Annotated in this window: 19 protein-coding genes; 8 read left to right on the top strand and 11 right to left on the bottom strand. The window is 60.0% G+C overall.

The genetic code is table 11. The features are described from left to right. Positions 1 to 80: 80 nt before the first annotated feature. On the bottom strand, positions 81 to 1379 hold the full coding sequence (locus JWU58_RS20440) for a mechanosensitive ion channel family protein (protein WP_056783642.1): 1299 nt from the start codon (positions 1377 to 1379) through the stop codon (positions 81 to 83). Positions 1380 to 1570: 191 nt separating this feature from the next. Between JWU58_RS20440 and JWU58_RS20435 the strand changes: the two genes are divergently transcribed. Then, positions 1571 to 2911: a DEAD/DEAH box helicase gene (locus tag JWU58_RS20435; RefSeq protein WP_024012040.1), complete on the top strand. Its 1341-nt coding sequence runs from the start codon at positions 1571 to 1573 to the stop codon at positions 2909 to 2911. A 51-nt stretch (positions 2912 to 2962) separates the two neighbouring features. Here the strand turns inward: JWU58_RS20435 and JWU58_RS20430 are convergent, their stop codons facing one another. Continuing rightward, a complete protein-coding gene (locus JWU58_RS20430) occupies positions 2963 to 3238 on the bottom strand; it encodes a hypothetical protein (protein WP_206420876.1) in 276 nt (91 codons plus the stop codon). An 88-nt stretch (positions 3239 to 3326) separates the two neighbouring features. Beyond that, positions 3327 to 4061 (bottom strand): DUF899 domain-containing protein, encoded by a 735-nt coding sequence (locus tag JWU58_RS20425; RefSeq protein ID WP_206420875.1) that lies wholly within the window; start codon positions 4059 to 4061, stop codon positions 3327 to 3329. Positions 4062 to 4233: 172 nt separating this feature from the next. On the opposite strand from JWU58_RS20425, the gene JWU58_RS20420 reads away from it, so the two are divergent. Continuing rightward, the gene (locus JWU58_RS20420; protein ID WP_122752047.1) at positions 4234 to 4626 is read left to right on the top strand and encodes a transcriptional regulator; all 393 of its coding nucleotides are present in this window, start codon (positions 4234 to 4236) and stop codon (positions 4624 to 4626) included. Positions 4627 to 4747: 121 nt separating this feature from the next. Here JWU58_RS20420 and JWU58_RS20415 read toward each other — a convergent pair whose 3' ends face one another. From JWU58_RS20415 to JWU58_RS20405, 3 genes are all read right to left on the bottom strand, one after another. Continuing rightward, a complete protein-coding gene (locus tag JWU58_RS20415; protein WP_206420874.1) occupies positions 4748 to 5617 on the bottom strand; it encodes a DUF6279 family lipoprotein in 870 nt (289 codons plus the stop codon). 77 nt (positions 5618 to 5694) lie between these two features. Beyond that, positions 5695 to 6411, bottom strand: a complete 717-nt coding sequence (locus tag JWU58_RS20410) for a TorF family putative porin (RefSeq protein ID WP_136492168.1) — start codon at positions 6409 to 6411, stop codon at positions 5695 to 5697. Positions 6412 to 6614: 203 nt separating this feature from the next. Beyond that, entirely contained in the window at positions 6615 to 6803 is a 189-nt protein-coding gene (locus JWU58_RS20405) for a hypothetical protein (protein ID WP_016985943.1), read from the bottom strand. 338 nt (positions 6804 to 7141) lie between these two features. Between JWU58_RS20405 and JWU58_RS20400 the strand changes: the two genes are divergently transcribed. The 3 genes from JWU58_RS20400 to JWU58_RS20390 all read left to right on the top strand — a co-directional run bounded on the left by JWU58_RS20400 (position 7142) and on the right by JWU58_RS20390 (position 9598). Then, positions 7142 to 7978 carry a CvfB family protein gene (locus JWU58_RS20400; protein ID WP_206420873.1) on the top strand — a complete coding sequence of 279 codons (837 nt, stop codon included), beginning with the start codon at positions 7142 to 7144 and terminating at the stop codon, positions 7976 to 7978. Between the two features lie 44 nt (positions 7979 to 8022). Further along, positions 8023 to 8415, top strand: a complete 393-nt coding sequence (locus JWU58_RS20395; protein ID WP_024012046.1) for a DUF2177 family protein — start codon at positions 8023 to 8025, stop codon at positions 8413 to 8415. A 253-nt stretch (positions 8416 to 8668) separates the two neighbouring features. After that, a complete protein-coding gene (locus JWU58_RS20390; RefSeq protein WP_041478962.1) occupies positions 8669 to 9598 on the top strand; it encodes a DMT family transporter in 930 nt (309 codons plus the stop codon). Here JWU58_RS20390 and JWU58_RS20385 read toward each other — a convergent pair. Continuing rightward, on the bottom strand, positions 9546 to 10727 hold the full coding sequence (locus tag JWU58_RS20385) for an MFS transporter (protein WP_206420872.1): 1182 nt from the start codon (positions 10725 to 10727) through the stop codon (positions 9546 to 9548). The genes JWU58_RS20390 and JWU58_RS20385 overlap by 53 nt on opposite strands. A gap of 103 nt (positions 10728 to 10830) precedes the next feature. Here JWU58_RS20385 and ptrR point away from each other — a divergent pair, with 103 nt between their 5' ends. Beyond that, positions 10831 to 11724: a putrescine utilization regulator PtrR gene (gene ptrR, locus JWU58_RS20380; protein ID WP_206420871.1), complete on the top strand. Its 894-nt coding sequence runs from the start codon at positions 10831 to 10833 to the stop codon at positions 11722 to 11724. A 142-nt stretch (positions 11725 to 11866) separates the two neighbouring features. After that, positions 11867 to 11995 carry a PA1414 family protein gene (locus JWU58_RS27415; protein WP_003184145.1) on the top strand — a complete coding sequence of 43 codons (129 nt, stop codon included), beginning with the start codon at positions 11867 to 11869 and terminating at the stop codon, positions 11993 to 11995. Positions 11996 to 12156: 161 nt separating this feature from the next. On the opposite strand, the gene JWU58_RS20375 is transcribed toward JWU58_RS27415, so the two are convergent. The 4 genes from JWU58_RS20375 to speB form a co-directional block, all read right to left on the bottom strand. Then, positions 12157 to 13536 (bottom strand): sodium:solute symporter family protein, encoded by a 1380-nt coding sequence (locus JWU58_RS20375; RefSeq protein WP_206420870.1) that lies wholly within the window; start codon positions 13534 to 13536, stop codon positions 12157 to 12159. A gap of 163 nt (positions 13537 to 13699) precedes the next feature. Then, on the bottom strand, positions 13700 to 15211 hold the full coding sequence (locus JWU58_RS20370) for a purine-cytosine permease family protein (RefSeq protein ID WP_122704764.1): 1512 nt from the start codon (positions 15209 to 15211) through the stop codon (positions 13700 to 13702). A gap of 51 nt (positions 15212 to 15262) precedes the next feature. Then, positions 15263 to 15685, bottom strand: coding sequence for a YybH family protein (locus tag JWU58_RS20365; RefSeq protein ID WP_206420869.1), 423 nt, complete (start codon positions 15683 to 15685; stop codon positions 15263 to 15265). A 9-nt stretch (positions 15686 to 15694) separates the two neighbouring features. After that, on the bottom strand, positions 15695 to 16645 hold the full coding sequence (gene speB, locus JWU58_RS20360; protein WP_003222717.1) for an agmatinase: 951 nt from the start codon (positions 16643 to 16645) through the stop codon (positions 15695 to 15697). Positions 16646 to 16938: 293 nt separating this feature from the next. On the opposite strand from speB, the gene JWU58_RS20355 reads away from it, so the two are divergent. Continuing rightward, positions 16939 to 17832: a LysR family transcriptional regulator gene (locus JWU58_RS20355; protein ID WP_007956593.1), complete on the top strand. Its 894-nt coding sequence runs from the start codon at positions 16939 to 16941 to the stop codon at positions 17830 to 17832. The last annotated feature ends 2 nt before the right edge of the window (positions 17833 to 17834 follow it).

Here is a 17834-nt window from a genome sequence, read left to right as displayed (position 1 = left end):
AAGGCGCTGGGTCAGATAAGTATGGGTCGACTGACACATTGCATTCGCGAACAGGCTCGCTCCCACATTTGATCTTTGGGTTACATCAGGTGTTTTTCCGGCTCCGGAATACTCGCCGAGCCCAACACCGCCGGCAGCAACCCCGCACGCAAATCCCCGCCACTCGGCTGTTGATACAGACTCAAGCCAAACTCCGGCAACACCGCCAGCAGGTAATCGAAAATATCCCCCTGAATCCGCTCGTAATCGGCCCACACCGTGGTGCGGGTGAAGCAGTAGATTTCCAGCGGAATGCCCTGCGCGGTGGTCTGCATCTGCCGGACCATGCAGGTCATGTTCGGCTGAATCTCCGGGTGGCTCTTCAGATACGCCAGCGCATAGGCGCGGAAGGTGCCGATGTTGGTCATGCGGCGGCGGTTGGCCGACATCGCCGCGACATTGCCCTGGGCCTCATTCCAGGCCTTGAGCTCGGCTTTCTTGCGGCCCATGTAGTCGGTCAGCAGGTGCACCTGCGAGAGCTTTTCTTCCTCGTCGTCGCGGATGAAGCGCACGCCGCTGGCATCGATGAACAGGCTGCGCTTGATCCGCCGACCGCCGGACTGCTGCATGCCGCGCCAGTTCTTGAACGACTCGGACATCAGCCGCCAGGTCGGGATCGAGACGATCGTCTTGTCGAAATTCTGCACCTTGACCGTGTGCAACGTGATGTCGACCACGTCGCCATCGGCGCCGACTTGCGGCATCTCGATCCAGTCACCGACGCGCAGCATGTCGTTGCTGGTCAGCTGCACGCTGGCGACGAACGACAGCAGCGTGTCCTTGTAGACCAACAGGATCACCGCCGACATCGCACCCAGACCCGACAGCAGCAACAGCGGCGAACGGTCGATCAATGTAGCGACGATGATGATCGCGCCGAACACGTACAAAACCATTTTCGCCAGTTGCACGTAGCCTTTGATCGAGCGTGTACGCGCATGCTCGGTGCGCGCGTAGATGTCGAGCAGGGCGTTGAGCAGGGCGCTGACCGCCAGCAGCAGGAACAGAATGGTGAACGCCAGCGCGACGTTGCCGAGGAAATTCATCGCGGTCTTGCTCAGCTCCGGCACCAGGTGCAGGCCGAACTGGATCACCAGCGACGGCGTCATCTGCGCCAGCCGTTGAAACACCTTGTTGTGGCGAAAATCGTTGATCCAGTGCAGCGCCGGCTGGCGGCCGAGCATGCGGCTGGCGTGCAGGATCAGGTATCGCGCCACCCGTCCGAGCACCAGCGCGATGACCAGCAGCACCAGCAGCGCCAGTCCCGATTGCAGAAGTGGGTGCTCTTCGAGCGTGCCCCAGAGGCCTTGGGCTTTGAGCCAGAGCTGTTTGATATCCATGAGCGAAACATTTCTTCTGTAAGACGCGAGGGCCGATTAGAGCATTTAAGACGCTGTGTATTGCAGCGAGTGACAAATCGGGCAACAAAAAAACCACTGATTGTCGGCGTTTGCACAAAGAAACTCGGCCTGAGCGCTCGAAACCGGTAACCTATGCAGCTGTTTTTTTGCATATCTTCGAGGTAGCACCCGTGTTTTCCCAATTCGCCCTGCACGAACGCCTGCTCAAAGCCGTGGCCGAGCTGAAATTTGTCGAGCCAACGCCTGTGCAAGCCGCGGCCATCCCGCTGGCGCTCCAGGGGCGTGATCTGCGGGTGACGGCGCAAACCGGTAGCGGCAAAACCGCCGCTTTCGTCCTGCCGATCCTCAATCGCCTGATCGGCCCGGCGAAGATCCGAGTCAGCATCAAGACGCTGATCCTGCTGCCGACCCGTGAGCTGGCCCAGCAGACCTTGAAGGAAGTGGAACGCTTCTCGCAGTTCACCTTCATCAAGTCCGGCCTGATCACCGGCGGCGAAGACTTCAAGGTACAGGCCGCGATGCTGCGCAAAGTGCCGGACATCCTCATCGGCACCCCGGGGCGGATGATCGAGCAGCTCAACGCTGGCAACCTCGACCTGAAAGAAGTCGAAGTGCTGGTGCTCGACGAAGCCGACCGCATGCTCGACATGGGTTTTGCCGAAGACGTGCAGCGTCTGGTCGATGAGTGCCCGAACCGTCAGCAGACCATGCTGTTCTCCGCCACCACCGGCGGTTCCGGTCTGCGTGAGATGATCGCCAAGGTCCTGAACAACCCGGAGCACCTGCAGCTCAACGCGGTCAGCCAGCTCAACTCGACGACTCGTCAGCAAATCATCACCGCTGACCACAACCAGCACAAAGAGCAGATTGTGAACTGGCTGCTGGCCAACGAGACCTACCAAAAGGCCATCGTCTTCACCAACACCCGCGCCATGGCCGACCGCATCTACGGTCGCCTCGTGGCCCAGGAATACAAAGCGTTCGTGCTGCACGGCGAGAAAGACCAGAAGGATCGCAAACTGGCGATCGATCGCCTGAAGCAGGGCGGTGTGAAGATCCTCGTCGCTACCGACGTTGCTGCCCGTGGTCTGGACGTCGACGGTCTGGATCTGGTGATCAACTTCGACATGCCACGCAGCGGCGACGAATACGTACACCGCATCGGTCGTACCGGCCGTGCCGGTAACGATGGCCTGGCGATCTCGCTGATCTGCCACGGCGACTGGAACCTGATGTCGAGCATCGAGCGCTACCTGAAGCAGAGCTTCGAGCGCCGCACGATCAAGGAAGTCAAAGGCACCTACGGGGGGCCGAAAAAGGTCAAGGCTTCGGGTAAAGCCGTCGGCGTGAAGAAGAAAAAGACTGACGCCAAGGGCGACAAAAAGAAAACCGCCGCCAAGACGCCGACCAAGCGCAAGAGCGTCAACCGTCCAAAGCCGGATTCTCTGGTGAGCAGCGACGGCATGGCCCCGCTCAAGCGCCGCAAGCCAGCCGAGCCTGCGGCTGAGTAAGCTATAGAACGCGCATAAAAAAACCGGACATTGTCCGGTTTTTTTTCGTCCTTAACTGTCGGCTTTCTTCTGCGCCGACCCCAGTTCCTTCAAACGCTGATCGATCAACTGGCATTTGTCTGGGAGATCCGCACTGGCCGTGCCCAGATCCATTTTCTGCAACTCGGCGTTGATCTCCTTGGCCTTTTCCGGATTCTGCTCGGTGAGCTTGGAGACTTCCTTGGCCAGTTGTTCGCGTTTGATCGTCGCCTCTTCCGGCGTGCAGGCCCAGACGGGCAGGGCGCAGACAAGGGTAGCGGCGAGGGACAGCTTGATCAGGGTTTTCATGGGCAGGCCTCAGTTCCGGTTAAGGCAGGTAAGCGGTTGAGGCCTGAAGCCTGGCAAAAGTTCAGAAACTGTGGGGGCAGGGTTGCGCTCAATCGGCATGGCAGCAGCCTGACTTTGGCGCACCGTCATAGCGATCATGATGCCGAACCCATTCCATGATCTCGTCTTCATTCCTGCCCTTGGGCGTCAGATCCAGATAGTGGTAAGCGCCAACCAGCATGTCCAGACCGCGCGCGTATGTGGAATAGGTGTGGAAAATCTCGCCTTCGTCATTGCGATAAAACACGCTCAGCCCCGGCATTTCTTCCTCGGCGCTGTCGGTTTTTTCGTAGTTGTAGGTAGCCTTTCCCGCCGCGACGTCTTCAGCCCGGGCGCAGACGCCGAAGTCGTAATTGAAATCGCAACCTTCTGACGAGACCCAGGCGAATTTCCAGCCCATTCGCTGTTTGAATGCCTGAAATTCCTCGAACGGCGCGTGGGAAACTGCGAAGACCGAAACATCGTGATGGGCCAGGTGCTGGTTGGCGCCGTCGATGTGGTCGCTGAGGAACGAGCAGCCCTGGCAGCCTTGCTCCCAGCCTTTGGCGAACATGAAATGGTAGATGATCAACTGGCTGTTGTTGCCAAACAGGTCGTTGAGCTTGAGCTCGCCGTTCGGCCCTTGAAAATGATAGTCCTTGTCGACTTTCACCCACGGCAGGGCGCGGCGCTCGGCGCTGAGGCGATCGCGGTCTCGGGTGAAGGCTTTTTCGCGGGCCAAATGCTGCTGACGGGCGGCGAGCCATTCTTCGCGTGATACCACCGGATGGTTTGTAACGTTCATGACGATGTCTCCTGCGGGTTGAACCGGCTGTTTCAGCCTAGTCGTTCATCGTGCGAGGGAATCGACAGCCGCCGGTCGGTCGGGTCCGGAAATACTGCTGAACGGCTGCGCAGCGCTTCGGTCACAACCTTGAAAGCGGCACAAAATCACCCGCACCGGAGGTTGGATCAGGATGACGACTTATAACTGGGATTTGATTGAACGTTTGCTGCATGAAGTGCAGAACAGCGCTGGCCACAGCTTCGCTCCCCGGGCTTATGCCGAAGACTACGCGGCCGAGAAAGCCAGCGCCGGCGAGCCGATCGACAATCTCGATCACTTGAAAACCCTGGCCTGTGATTATGAAAAGCTCTTGCTGGAGCGCGGATTCATCGAGCCACGGCCGGATCACGAGGGCAGTACTGGCAACAACTTCATTCTGACCCCGCGCGGCTCCAGCCTGCTGAGCCTGATCGACAGCAGCATCCCCGGCAACGACCATCCGCGTCAGGTGCTGGATGAGCAGGAGGATGCGCTGAATGAGGTGACGTTTGATGAAGTCGCTTCAAAGGCTCAAATCGCCTGAACCAGCGAAATCCCCCTGTGGGAGCGAGCCTGCTCGCGAATACGGTCTGTCAGTGACATCTGATCTGTCTGATATTCCGCTTTCGAGAGCAGGCTCGCTCCCACATTGGATTCCAGTGATTTCAAGGTTTCTTCGCGGCCTTCAGGCACTTGAGGTCATTGAAGTCCTTACGCACTCCCTCGATTTTCTTCAACAAACGCTCACGCTGTTGCGGCGTGCTCTCGGCCATCAAGTCGACAAACAGCGAGCGCGCCTGGGCTTCGGTGTTGGCGTAGGCCTTGCGGTAATCCGCTGTCCATAAGCGCTCGCGGTTGACCAGAAGCGTCTCGATGCGTTGTGGGAATTCCGCGCTTTGGCGTTGCGCAACGGCGGCGCTGAACTGTTGCTGCCAGTGCGCGCGGTTGGCGATCCATTGGGTGTTCTGGTCGCCCAAGGCATTGGTCCAGGCCACGACGCGTTGTTTCTGTGTATCACTGAGCGGGCCTAGCCAATCGTTCAGGCGTTTTTCCATGCGCTCGCCGCGTTCCTTGATCTGCTGGGCCAGCGGTGGTTTCACGTATTCCTGCTGACGTTTGCGCAAATCCTTGGCAAACGCTTCGTTCATTTCTGCCACCTGTTTATCGTCCAGTCCTTGCAGCAACTCGATGGCCGAAGGGGTTATTTCCCGGGCGGTTTCGGCGATGGCCTGTTTGGCTTCGGCGGTGCGCTCCTGCAGCGCGGCGTCGTTGACCTGATTGCTCTCGACCATGACCTGCAAACGGTCCAGCCAGTCGAGGTAACCCGGTAACTGCGTGGTGCAGTGCCAGCTCAGGTGTTCCTTGAGGCGTTCATTGAGCCAGTCTTTCTGCTCGCCGTTCATGTCCACGTAATCGCTCAGTGACCACGGAATGATTACGTCGAGGTTGCGGTAGGCCAGGCCCACGCGGCTGCAAGCGCCGAGGGCGAGGGTGAAGATCAGCAGGGCGGCAATCTGTTTGAACCAGCGAGACATGGGCAAATCCTTGCGAGAGCCTGGCGTCGGAAATCTGATTCTTATGTGATGCAGGATGCACGCGGCAGTTCAGCCGATCAATAGAACGTGCGTACAGCCTTAAGGGTGACGAGGCCGTCGCACTCGCTGTTGTGCCCGGAATAGGCCGAGCAATCACTGCCGCTGAGGCTGGAGTCGCTGTAGATCAGATCAAGATCGACGCCCATGAACGGCCGCGACAGTTTCACCGACCAATCAGTGAAACTGCTGATATAGCCACCGTCCACCGCCGCCGGTGTATTCAACTGGTGCGTGGTGTATTTCATGCTCACGCCAATGCCGAACGGCTGATTGCCAGTGAGGTCGGCAAACAAGGTGTTGTTCTGTTTATCCGGGTCGTTGCTCAGGGCAATGCCGAAGCGACTGCCGAGCAGAGTCAGGCCACCAAACAGCTCCTGGCTGTCGAGGGTGTCCACGCGTGGGTAGCTGTAATGGATCATCCCGACTTCATAGCCGAGCACCTGATCGAACGGCTGCTTGAAGCCGACGTAGGAATCGATCTCGAGGTTCTTGCCCGGGCTGATGCCCATGCTCGGCGCGTACTGGCCGAAATACACGCCGCTGTCGTGGCTCAGATCAAGGCCACCGTGGAACGAGCCGACCGCCGCCGGTTTGACCAGACCCTGGGCCATGCTGCGGCTGGGCGTAGTGCCGAGCTTGAGATTGAAGTCGCCCAGTTCACCCTGAAAAACCTGCGCGTGCGCGGTCGTGCCTGACAGCAGGCTGACGAACAATAAACAGGGAAATGGGCGCATGCGTCACTCCATGAACCGCGAGCGCAGGGCGAAGGCCTGCTGAAACGCTTGATCTAGACGCGTGCAAGGATACCGGCGAATGCCCGGCATTGATGGCCGTTCGTCGATTTTCGGGAAGTTTTGTTTAAAGCGAAGGGGGATGGCGCGGTGCCAGTCCAGGCGCTTCGAAGCTCAAAGCGCCTCTGGACGGGGTGAAACCGGTATTACTTCTTGCCCAGGCTGATCTGCTTGGACGGGCCGAATGTCTGGCCGCTGACGCCTTTGGCAATTTGCTGGATCTCGCCGCCGGACTTGAGGAATGCTGCGATCTGATCGTTGATCGATTCGCTGGTTTCAACGGCTGGAGCTGGCTTTGCTTTGCTGGTGGATGCTTTTACACGCATGGCGGCCATTAACCTTTAGAAAAGTAACTCGGCCAGGCATCGTACAGGAATAACTTGACAATAGCTTGGTAAATATCCCCCGGATTAACCAACCGTAACGCTGCATTATTACCGGCCGCCCCCTCGTAATAACCAGCTAACCTGCTGTTTTAAATAAGAACATTTAATTGAAGTGAGGCAAATCAGCACGGCTGTGAAGCGTCGGACCGGCTGACGAGCGGCACCCCGTAGGGCAGTGATCAAGCAAAATCAACAGGTTGACGCAGATTTTCCGCTGCGAGGATCTGTCGCCCGACGTCTGCGGCAAAAACGGGTAGAATGCCGCCCACGTATTGAGGGTTTCGGAAATGGCTTTAGTCGGGCGTTACAACAGTTTGCAAGTGGTTAAACACACTAACTTCGGTTTATATCTGGACGGCGGTGCCGACGGCGAAATTCTTTTGCCCAACCGTTATATCCCCAAAGATATTCCCAGCGAAGATGAAGACTGGCTCAACGTATTCATCTATCTGGACAGCGAAGACAAACTTCTCGCCACCACGGAAAAACCGAAAGTTCAGGTCGGCGAATTTGCCAGCCTGAAAGTGGTTGAAGTCAACAGCATCGGCGTGTTCCTCGACTGGGGCCTGCCGAAAGATCTGCTGCTGCCGTACTCGGAAGAAAAGCGCCAGATGACTGCTGGCGAATACTGCGTGGTGCACGTCTACCTCGACAAACACACGCGCCGCATCACCGCCACCGCGCGCCTCGATCGTTACCTGGACAAGACCCCGGCCATCTACAGCCCGGGCCAGGAAGTTGATCTGCTGGTAGCCGAAGCCACCGACATGGGCTTCAAGGCGATCATCAACAACAAGCACTGGGGCCTGATCCACAAGAACGAGATCTTCAAGTTCATGCGTTCGGGCATGCGCGAGAAAGGCTTCATCAAGGAAGTGCGCGCCGACGGCAAGATCAGCCTGAGCCTGCAACCGGTTGGTCAGGAAGCGGCGAGCAGTCTGAGTTCGAAGATCCTCGGCAAGTTGCGCGAAAACGACGGCACCCTGGCGGTCAGTGACAAGAGTGATCCGGCGTTGATCAGCAGCCTGTTCGGTGTCAGCAAGGGCAACTTCAAGAAAGCCATCGGTTCGCTGTACAAGGAAGGCAAGATCGTCATTCACGCCGATCGCATTGAACTAACCTGAGCCTTGAGTGGCCCATGTTGCAGGCCACACAAGAGGTTGGATCGATGAAAAAGGCGCTGATCGCTTACGTCGCAACGCTGCTGACGTTTCTGCTGCTCGACGGCATCTGGCTCGGGCTGCTGATGGCGCCGACCTATCGCGAACTGCTCGGTTCGCTGATGCTGGAAAAACCGCTGCTGTTGCCCGCAGCGGTTTTTTATTGCCTGTACGTTATTGGCTGCGTGGTGTTTGTCGTGTTGCCGGCGCTGAGCTGGCAGAGGGCGGCGAAGCTGGGTGCGCTGTTGGGGCTGGTGGCCTACGGCACTTATGACCTGACCAATTGGGCGACCTTGCGCGACTGGTCGGTGCAGGTGAGTTTAATGGACTGGGCGTGGGGGACAGTGGCGACAGCGGTTGCCTGCACGGTGGGTTATTTGATGGCGAAGCGATTTACGTGAGCTGATCCGGCAGTTGTGTTGGCAATGCTGGCCTCTTCGCGAGCAGGCTCGCTCCCACATGTTCACCGAACCCTCTGTGGGAGCGGGCTTGCTCGCGAATGACGGCGCAGCCGTCAACCATTCAGCGCTGACGCCACTGACCAACTTAATGTCTTTTCCAGACGGCTTTTTTCGCGCGACTGATTGATAATCCCCGACACTGTTTTCTGACCATTGGATGGCCTGCCATGTTGTGTGTGTTCGAGGTGTTGCGGTGAGTGCCGAGCGGCGCAATGCCGACGGTTTTGCCCTGCAAGTGATGATCGGCCTGTGCCTGATCTGGGGTGTGCAGCAAGTCCTGATCAAGTGGGCGGCAACGGACATCGCGCCAGTGATGCAAGCGGCGGGGCGCTCGGGAATTTCTGCGTTGCTGGTCGGTTTGCTGATCTGCTGGAAGGGCGGTTGGGATCAGGTCGGCAGCACCTGGCGCGGCGGCTTGCTGGCCGGTGCGCTGTTTGGTCTGGAATTTCTGTTCATTGCCGAAGGTCTGCAACTGACCACCGCCGCGCATATGTCGGTGTTCTTGTATACCGCGCCGATCTTCACCGCACTCGGCGTGCATTTCCTGCTGGCCAGCGAGCGGTTGCGCCCGTTGCAATGGCTGGGGATTCTGCTGGCGTTCATCGGCATCGCGATTGCCTTCGCCGGCGGTGTGTCGTGGGACAACCTTGATCGGCGCATGCTGTTGGGCGATGCCTTCGGCGTATTGGCCGGCGCCTGTTGGGGCGCGACCACTGTGGTGGTGCGCGCCTCGCGACTGTCGGAAGCGCCGGTGACATTGACCCTGTTCTATCAGTTGCTGGTCGGTTTCATCGGTCTGCTGTTGATCGCGTTGTTCAGCGGCCAGATCACCCACGTCAGCCTGACTACCGTGGCGGTAGCCAGTGTGCTGTTCCAGGGCCTGGTGGTGTCGTTCTTCAGCTACCTGGTGTGGTTCTGGCTGCTGCGCCGTTATCTGGCGGCCAACCTTGCGGTGTTCTCGTTCATGACGCCGTTGTTCGGCGTGACCTTCGGCGTGCTGCTGCTCGGCGAACAGTTGAGCCTGAACTTCGTCATCGGCGCCGTGCTGGTGCTGCTCGGCATCACTTTCGTCAGCGCCGAACAGTGGCTGCGTCGGCGTTTGCGCAAGGCGCTGGGCCAGTAGCCTTGGCCTGCATCGCCAGCGCGCCGGCCAGCAACAGGCCGGCACCGGCGATCAGCAGCGCCGGCTGCAAGCCGCCGCTGAAATGGCTGCTCAGCGCCGCCAGCAGCGGGCCGCTCAGTTGGCCGACAGCGAAGCACGCCGTGAGCATCCCGGCGTTGCGCTGAGTGTCGAGGGGCGCCAGCTCTCGCGAACGCTGCATGACCAGTTGCATGCAGGCCAGAAACGGCGTGCCGCAGAGGATCACCCCCAACGCCAGGCCGACGCCGCTGCCCAGCAGACAGGCGAACACTCCGGCCGCTTGCAGCCACAACGTCGCCATCAGCCAGTGCCGCGTGGTCTCGGGATCATGTCGGCGCAGACTCACCAACCACACACCGATTGCCGCGCCGAGGCCAAAGCACGGCCAGAACAGATCCGCCTGCCACTGGCCGTGAAACTGCGCATTGGCCATCTGCGACAGGAACGTTGCCGGAATGATGTAGCCGATGCCGTACAGCGCATACACCAGCGCCAGCCTGCCAATGCCTCGGTTCGCTGATGTCGCCGGGACGACCGCCGACTTCGTTACCTCTGCGGGCTGCGGCAACAACCGCCAGACGCCAAGCATCATCAGCAACCCGGCGGCTGCGTAAATCAGCCACAGAGTTGCCGATGTCTGCTGCAAGCGGTGTGAGACCAGCGCCAGCAAGCCTGTGAGAAAAATCCCCAGACCCGGCCCGGCAAAAACCAGAGCACCCCAGCGCGGGCGACCCGCTGCCGCCGCCAGCGGCTGACTGAGTGAAGTAATCATCACCAGCACCCAGGCACTCGCCACCCCGGTACCAAAGCGCAACAGCAAGTGCGACCAGAAACCGTTGGCCCAGAACGACGCCAGGGTCAGCAGCACGCACAGCCACAGCCCGCCATGCAGGCGACGCTGCACCTGCTGCGGCCGCTGGGCGAACATCGCATCCACAGCACCAAGCAGATAGCCAAAGTAGTTGGCTGCCGCGATCAGCCCGGCGGCGGTGAGGTCGATCTGCCCTTCGCCGAGCAGGTGCGGCATCTGAGGTGTCAGGGCGAAACGGCCAATGCCCATGGCCATCATCAGGGCAACGAAACAGGCGGATAAACGTATCAGCGGCGACATGGTCGGGCTTCCTTCAAGGCAGCAATGACCGTCAGGCTAGGATCGATTGACTTTCTTTAAAATTGAATAATAGTGAGTAACTTGTTCTGTTCAGGAGAAAGCAGTGGAATTCAGCCAACTGCGGATATTTCAGGCGGTCGCCGAGGAAGGCTCGATCACCCGTGCCGCCGAGCGTTTGCATCGTGTGCCGTCGAATCTGTCGACGCGCCTGAAACAGCTCGAAGAGCAGTTGGGTGTCGAACTGTTCGTCCGCGAACGGCAGCGCTTGCAGTTGTCGCCGGCGGGCAAGGTGCTGCTCGACTACGCCGGCAAACTCTTCGCTCTGCGCGATCAGGCCAGTGCGGCGGTGATGGGCGGGCAACCGGCCGGCGACTTCGTGCTGGGCACCATGTACAGCACGGCGGCGATCCATCTGCCGGCGCTGCTGGCGCGGTATCACAAGCAATACCCGACAGTGAATTTGCAGGTGCAATCGGCACCGACCGGGGAATTGCTCGAAGGGTTGCTCACCGGCCGCCTCGACGCGGCGTTGGTCGACGGACCGCTGGAACTGGCCGGGCTCGATGGCGTGCCGCTGTGCGAAGAACGGCTGGTGCTGATCACCGAAATCGACCATCCGCCGGTACTCAATGCGCGCGACGTGGAAGGGCGCTCGGTATTCACCTTCCGTCAGGGCTGTTCATATCGCATGCGTCTGGAAGCGTGGTTCTCTCATTACCACGCGGCGATGGGCCGGCCGATGGAGATCGAGTCGTATCAGGGCATGCTCGCCTGTGTGATTGCCGGCAGTGGTGTGGCGTTGATGGCCGAGTCGATGTTGGCCAGCTTGCCAGGTCGCGAAAGCGTCGCCGTGCATCCGTTGGCCGAGCCGTTCGCGGGTGCGACAACGTGGCTCATGTGGCGCAAGGGTATGGCCGGGGCCAACCTGAATGCCTGGATCGACGTGCAGCAAGCGGTCTATCCCGTGGCTTTGCATGACGTCCGTGAAACAGCCTGAACCAATCGCAACAGATTCTGTTCAATTCAGTAACAGATCATTGCGGATTTGGCCGAGCATTGCGTAGGACTTCGGACTATTATCAGTGCGAAGCGGCCTCAGAATTCCGGCCGCTCAGCACCACCCTGAAGGGGGCATGACGATGAAAGAGAAAATCCAGAACTGGCTGCACGATTTGGGAGTTGCCCTCGGTTTGATCGAACCGCCTCTGCAACCGGTACCGATTCGCACGGACGACGAACAGCGCCGACGCCAGCCACGTCGCCGTTAATACCTGCGATCAGAGATTTCAAGATCGCAGCCGTCGGCAGTTTCTACAAAGTGTAGGAGCCGCCGAAGGCTGCGATCTTTTGCTTTTCGCCAAGCGAAAAAAACGGGTGTGGCCACCGACGCCACACCCGCTGAAGAAAGCATCAAGTCGTTACAGCCGATTCACACCGCGGTTGCCACGGTCGCCGGGCGCGGCGAGAACAGGCTGACCAGTACAAAGCTCACCAGGCTGACACCCAGGCTGTAATAGATCGGCGAGTTCGCGTCCATGCCGTCCTTGACCATGAACACCAGCGCCGTGATAAAGCCCAGCGTCATCGCGCTGATCGCCCCGGCAGTAGTCGCACGCTTCCAGAAAATCGCGCCCATCAGCGGAATCAGCATGCCGCCGACCAAGAGGTTGTAAGCCAGGGTCAGCGCGCTGATCACGTCATTGACGACCAGAGCAATGCCCAACACCGCGATCCCCGTCAGCAGCGTAAACAGACGGCTGACCGCGACGTTGGATTGTTTGCCGCCGCGCAGTTTCGGCAGCAGGTCTTCGGTCAGGGTGGTGGACGCGGCGAGCAGGCCGGCGCTGGCGGTGGACATCATCGCCGCCAGTGCGGCAGCGATCACCAGGCCACGGATGCCGTCAGGCAGCGAGACTTTGACGATGGCGGCAAAGGCGTTGTTGACGTTGTCCAGATCCGGAATCAGCACACGCGCAGCCATGCCGATCAAGGCGCAGACCAGGCCGTAAATGATGCAGTAGATCCCGGCCGAGGTGCCGGCGTATTTGGCGACTTTTTCGCTTTTGGCGGTGAACACCCGCTGCCAGATGTCCTGGCCGATCAGGATGCCGAAGAAGTAGATCATGAAGTAGGTAATGATCGTGTCCCAGCCGATGCTGGTGAAGTTGAAGCTGGCCGCCGGCAGTTGCGCGACCAATTGATCCCAGCCGCCTACGCGGTACAGGCAGATCGGCAACAACACGAACATCAGGCCAACCGTCTGAATGCCGAACTGGACGATGTCCGTCAGGGTCAGCGACCACATGCCGCCGATCGTTGAGTAAATCACCACGATACCGCCGCCCAGCAGTACGGAGATCCAGAAGGGCAGGCCGAACAACACTTGCAGCACGGTGCCGATCGCCAGAATCGAGGTTACGCCGATCATCAGCGCGTAAGCGAGCATGATCGTCGCACTGGCGGTGCGCGCCATCGGGTTGTAGCGCTTCTCCAGGACCTGGGTAACGGTGAATACCTTGAGTTTCAGCAAGGGCTTGGCGAGAAACAGGTTCAGCGCGACGATGCCGCAGCCCAGTGCCGCGCACAGCCAGAAACCGGAAATGCCATGCACATAGCCCAGACGCACAGTGCCGACGGTGGACGCGCCGCCGAGAACGGTCGCTGCCATGGTGCCCATGTACAGCGACGGCCCCAGATTACGCCCGGCAACCAGATAGTCTTCGTGGGTCTTGGCCTTGCGCATGCCGTAGTAGCCGAGAATCAGCATCGCAGCGGCATAAATGAGTACGACGAATAAATCCAAAGCCATGATGGCGTGTCTCCGATTGTCTTTTTTATGGTCAAGCTAATGGGGTCTGCAAGGCTTCCTGTGGGAGCGAGCCTGCTCGCGAAGGCGTCAGCACATTCAAACGTGATGTGATTGACAGATCGCTTTCGCGAGCAAGCTCGCTCCCACAGGGTTTTGTGTTTGGTCAGGCGGCTTGGCGTAACGTCGGTTTAGTCGTGGCGTTCACGCCTTGACTGCGCACATCCGTTGGCCCAAACACTTCCCGTGGTTCGGGGAACAGGCGTAGCAGCGTCAGATACACCACCGACGCCAGGCCCAATGTCACCGGCAAACTGATGTCGATGCCACCGGCCAGTTCGCCCAGCGGGCCGACGAACTGCCCCGGCAGGTTGACGAAGCACAGGCCGACCAGCGCACTCGGAATCCACGCCCCCAGACCGCGCCAGTTCCAGCCGTGGTTGAACCAGTAGCGTCCGCCCTGTTCGCCGCGAGTGAACACTTGCAGGTCATCCGGGCAGTAGAAGCCGCGCCGTACCAGCAGGCCGATGATCATGATCACCATCCACGGGGTGGTGCAGGTGATGATCAGCACGGCGAAGGTCGACACGCTCTGCACCAGGTTCGCCGCAAAACGGCCGATGAAGATGAAGGCGATCGACAGCACGCCGATCAGCAAGGTCGCCTTGACCCGGGACAGCACGCGCGGGAACACGCTGGACATGTCCAGCCCGGTGCCATACAGCGAGGTGGTGCCGGTGGACATGCCGCCGATCACCGCAATCAGGCACACCGGCAGGAAGAACCAGCTCGGCGAGACGGCCAGCAAGCCGCCGACATAGTTGTTCGCGGCGATGTAGTCCGGCGCCTTGATCGCGACGATGGTGGCGGTGGCGAGGCCGAACAGGAAAGGAATCAACGTCGCCAGTTGCGCGGCGATCACCGCCAGCATGATCCGGCCCTTCGGCGTCTCACGCGGGATGTAGCGCGACCAGTCGCCGAGGAACGCACCGAAGGAAATCGGGTTGCTCATCGCCACCAGCGCCGCGCCGATGAATGCCGCCCAGAACCCGGCCTGACCCAGCGCCACGCTGCCGGCGTACTGGCTGTCGAAAGCAGGGGCGAAGGCGAAGATGCCGAGCAGGAACAACAGGCTCGCGGCCCACACGGCGATGCGGTTGACCCACAGCATGATGCGGAAACCGTAGATGCACACGGTCAGCACCAGCAGCGCGAACAGGCCGTAGGCCAGGCCCAGGGTCAGGTCGGTTTCCGGCAGATCGACGAGGCGTTTGGCACCGCCGACCAGCGCATCACCCGAGCTCCACACTGACAGCGAGAAGAACGCGATTGCCGTCAGCAACGACAGGAACGAACCGACAATCCGCCCGTGCACGCCGAAGTGCGCACCGGAAGACACGGCGTTGTTGGTGCCGTTGAGCGGGCCGAACAGGCCCATCGGCGCGAGGATCAGCGCACCGACCACCACACCCAGCACAATCGCCCAGACACCCGCCTGAAACGACAGGCCGAACAGCACCGGGAAGCTGCCGAGCACAGCGGTGGCAAACGTATTGGCGCCGCCGAAGATCAAGCGAAACAAGTCGCTGGGTCGGGCGTCGCGCTCATGATCCGGGATCTGTTCGACCCCGTTTGTTTCGATGCTGCTAAGGCTTTTTTCGTTGTTGTTGTTATTCATGATCTGCTCCGATCATCAGGCGCGCTCATCGTGCGTGAGCGTCACCATTGGCTAAGGGGGTGGCAGCCCTTCCGGCATTGCGGACAAATGTTCGTGACAGGCCAGCCATAGGCCTTGTTGTTCTAGGCTCGACGCTTGTCTTGTGAAAACAATCGTCTCGCGCTCCTGGCTGAAGTGTTGCTCCCCTTGCATGCGCAGCTCGGTGGCCACGTCATGGATGAAAATCGCCACGTCACCCTGCAGGCTGACGAAGGCGTTGCTCGAGGTGCACGACAGCACCTCGAATCCATCCTCGGCACGCCAGCGGTCCCACAACGCCTGATAGGCATCGCGCGACAGCAATGGCTGGTCGAGGGTGTAGAAAACGAAGCTGGCATCGGCGCTGAAAGCCCCGAAATAAGCTTCGCGATCGTTACGCGCAAACGCGGCGACCAACTCGGCGGCCGCGTGCAAAACCTGATCACGTACGTGCATGACCGACCCTCAGCGATGAACCACGCCAGGCAGTACGCAGAGCATTTCGTACAGCAGGTTGGCGGCCAGCAGCGAGGTGTTGCCGGTGGTGTCGTAAGCGGGCGAGACTTCTACCAGATCGCAGCCGATCAGGTCGAGGCCCTGACAGCCACGGACGATTTCGATCGCCTGAATGGTGGTCAGGCCGCCGATTTCCGGGGTGCCGGTGCCGGGCGCCCAGGCCGGGTCGATGCCGTCGATGTCGAAACTCAGATACACCGGACCGCCACCGACCTTCTCGCGCACTTCCGCCATCAGCGGCGCCAGCGACTTGTGCCAGCACTCTTCGGCCTGCACCACGCGGAAGCCCTGGTCGCGGCTCCAGTTGAAGTCGTCGGCGGTGTAGCCCTGGGCACGCAAACCGATCTGCACCACGCGATCGCAATCGAGCAGACCTTCTTCGACGGCACGACGGAACGTGGTGCCGTGGGCGATCTTCTCGCCGAACATGTGGTCGTTGACGTCAGCGTGGGCATCGATGTGCACCAGGCCAACCTTGCCGTGCTTTTTATGGATTGCGCGCAGGATCGGCAGGGTGATGGTGTGGTCGCCACCCAGTGTCATCGGAATGACGTTGTGCTCGAGAATGTTGTCGTAGGCTTCTTCGATGATGCGCACGGCGTCGAGCAGGTTGAAGGTGTTGATCGCCACGTCACCGATGTCGGCCACCGACAGCGAGTCGAACGGCGCGGCGCCGGTGGCCATGTTGTACGGGCGGATCATCACCGATTCGGTGCGGATATCGCGCGGCCCGAAGCGGGTGCCGGGGCGCAGCGAAGTGCCGATATCCAGCGGCACGCCAACGAAGGCAGCGTCGAGGCCGGCAGCGGTCGGTACATGGGGAAGTCGGAGCATGGTGGCGATGCCGCCGAAGCGCGGCATTTCATTGCCGCCCAGTGGTTGGTGAAGAATCTTGTCCACGGGTAGGGCCTCATCGTCTTTGTTTTATTTATCCCGGCGCGCCGTGGAGCACAGGTTCGGACGCCGCTGTGGGGCCGATCATGCGAAATGTAGTGACGGGGAAGAATCGCTACGGGCAAAAACTTAGTTCAGATTTTTCTAAACTAATGCCAGACTTCCACACCTGATCTTTCCCATGCTCTGCGTGGGAATGCATCCACGGACGCTCCGCGTCCAGCCGTACTCGCAAGTGACGCAGAGCGTCACGGGCTGCATTCCCACGCAGAGCGTGGGAACGATCCTTGGGAGCAGAAATGGCCAACGCTTTACCCGACCTGAAACTCCTGCGCATCTTCGTCAGCGTCGTGCGTCACCAGGGTTTTGCCAATGCGCAGCAGGAACTCAACCTGTCGACGTCGGCGATCAGCACCTACATGAGCCAGCTCGAAGCCGCGCTCGGTCTGGTGCTGTGCCATCGCGGGCGCGGTGGCTTCAGCCTGACCAGCAAGGGCGAGCTGTTCCATCAGGAAACCCTGCGCCTGCTCGCCGAGCTTGAAGGCTTCGAGCAATACGCCGCCGCGCTCAAGGGCGAACTGCGCGGCACGCTCAATCTCGGGGTGATCGATTCCACGGTCAGCGACAAGGCCTTACCGTTTGCCGAAGCTATTGGTGCCTACAGTCAGGAACACCCGGCGGTGCATTTGCACCTGTCGGTAATGAGTCCATATGAGTTGCAACTCGGCGTGCAGGACAATCGCCTCGATCTGGCCATCGGTGCGTTTTCCACGCGCATGAGCGGTCTGGTCTACATGCCGCTGTACCGCGAGCAGCACTGGCTGTATTGCAGCAGTCGTCACCCGTTGTTCAACGAGCGGCGCATCCCCGAGCAGGTCATCACCCAGCAACGGATGGTCGGGCGCGGTTACTGGAGTCAGGCGGAACTTGCCCGCCACGGTTTCAAACACAGCGCCGCGACCGTGGAAAGTATGGAAGCGCAGCTGATTCTGGTGCTCTCCGGCGCCTACATCGGTTACCTGCCGGAACACTACGCGCAGGCCTGGGCCGACAAGGGCGATCTGCGCGTTCTGCTGCCGGCGACCTTCGGTTATCAGGCGCCGTTTTCGATGATCATGCGCAGGGGCCGCAGCCGCGAGCCGCTGATCCAGACCTTCCGCGATTTGCTCAAAGCGCAGCTCAATCAGGCTTGAGA

It is taken from the genome of Pseudomonas atacamensis (assembly GCF_017167965.1).
Lineage (GTDB): Bacteria > Pseudomonadota > Gammaproteobacteria > Pseudomonadales > Pseudomonadaceae > Aquipseudomonas > Aquipseudomonas atacamensis.
Note: the sequence above shows the minus strand (reverse complement) of the source record. Positions and strands in the feature narration are given on the sequence as shown.

Coding starts and splice junctions, on each gene's coding strand:
- JWU58_RS20440 (WP_056783642.1), bottom strand. CDS start 1,379: ATGGATATCAAACAGCTCTGGCTCAAAGCCCAAGGCCTCTGGGGCACG.
- JWU58_RS20430 (WP_206420876.1), bottom strand. CDS start 3,238: ATGAAAACCCTGATCAAGCTGTCCCTCGCCGCTACCCTTGTCTGCGCC.
- JWU58_RS20425 (WP_206420875.1), bottom strand. CDS start 4,061: ATGAACGTTACAAACCATCCGGTGGTATCACGCGAAGAATGGCTCGCC.
- JWU58_RS20420 (WP_122752047.1), top strand. CDS start 4,234: ATGACGACTTATAACTGGGATTTGATTGAACGTTTGCTGCATGAAGTG.
- JWU58_RS20415 (WP_206420874.1), bottom strand. CDS start 5,617: ATGTCTCGCTGGTTCAAACAGATTGCCGCCCTGCTGATCTTCACCCTC.
- JWU58_RS20410 (WP_136492168.1), bottom strand. CDS start 6,411: ATGCGCCCATTTCCCTGTTTATTGTTCGTCAGCCTGCTGTCAGGCACG.
- JWU58_RS20405 (WP_016985943.1), bottom strand. CDS start 6,803: ATGGCCGCCATGCGTGTAAAAGCATCCACCAGCAAAGCAAAGCCAGCT.
- JWU58_RS20400 (WP_206420873.1), top strand. CDS start 7,142: ATGGCTTTAGTCGGGCGTTACAACAGTTTGCAAGTGGTTAAACACACT.
- JWU58_RS20395 (WP_024012046.1), top strand. CDS start 8,023: ATGAAAAAGGCGCTGATCGCTTACGTCGCAACGCTGCTGACGTTTCTG.
- JWU58_RS20385 (WP_206420872.1), bottom strand. CDS start 10,727: ATGTCGCCGCTGATACGTTTATCCGCCTGTTTCGTTGCCCTGATGATG.
- JWU58_RS27415 (WP_003184145.1), top strand. CDS start 11,867: ATGAAAGAGAAAATCCAGAACTGGCTGCACGATTTGGGAGTTGCCCTC.
- JWU58_RS20375 (WP_206420870.1), bottom strand. CDS start 13,536: ATGGCTTTGGATTTATTCGTCGTACTCATTTATGCCGCTGCGATGCTG.
- JWU58_RS20370 (WP_122704764.1), bottom strand. CDS start 15,211: ATGAATAACAACAACAACGAAAAAAGCCTTAGCAGCATCGAAACAAAC.
- JWU58_RS20365 (WP_206420869.1), bottom strand. CDS start 15,685: ATGCACGTACGTGATCAGGTTTTGCACGCGGCCGCCGAGTTGGTCGCC.
- JWU58_RS20355 (WP_007956593.1), top strand. CDS start 16,939: ATGGCCAACGCTTTACCCGACCTGAAACTCCTGCGCATCTTCGTCAGC.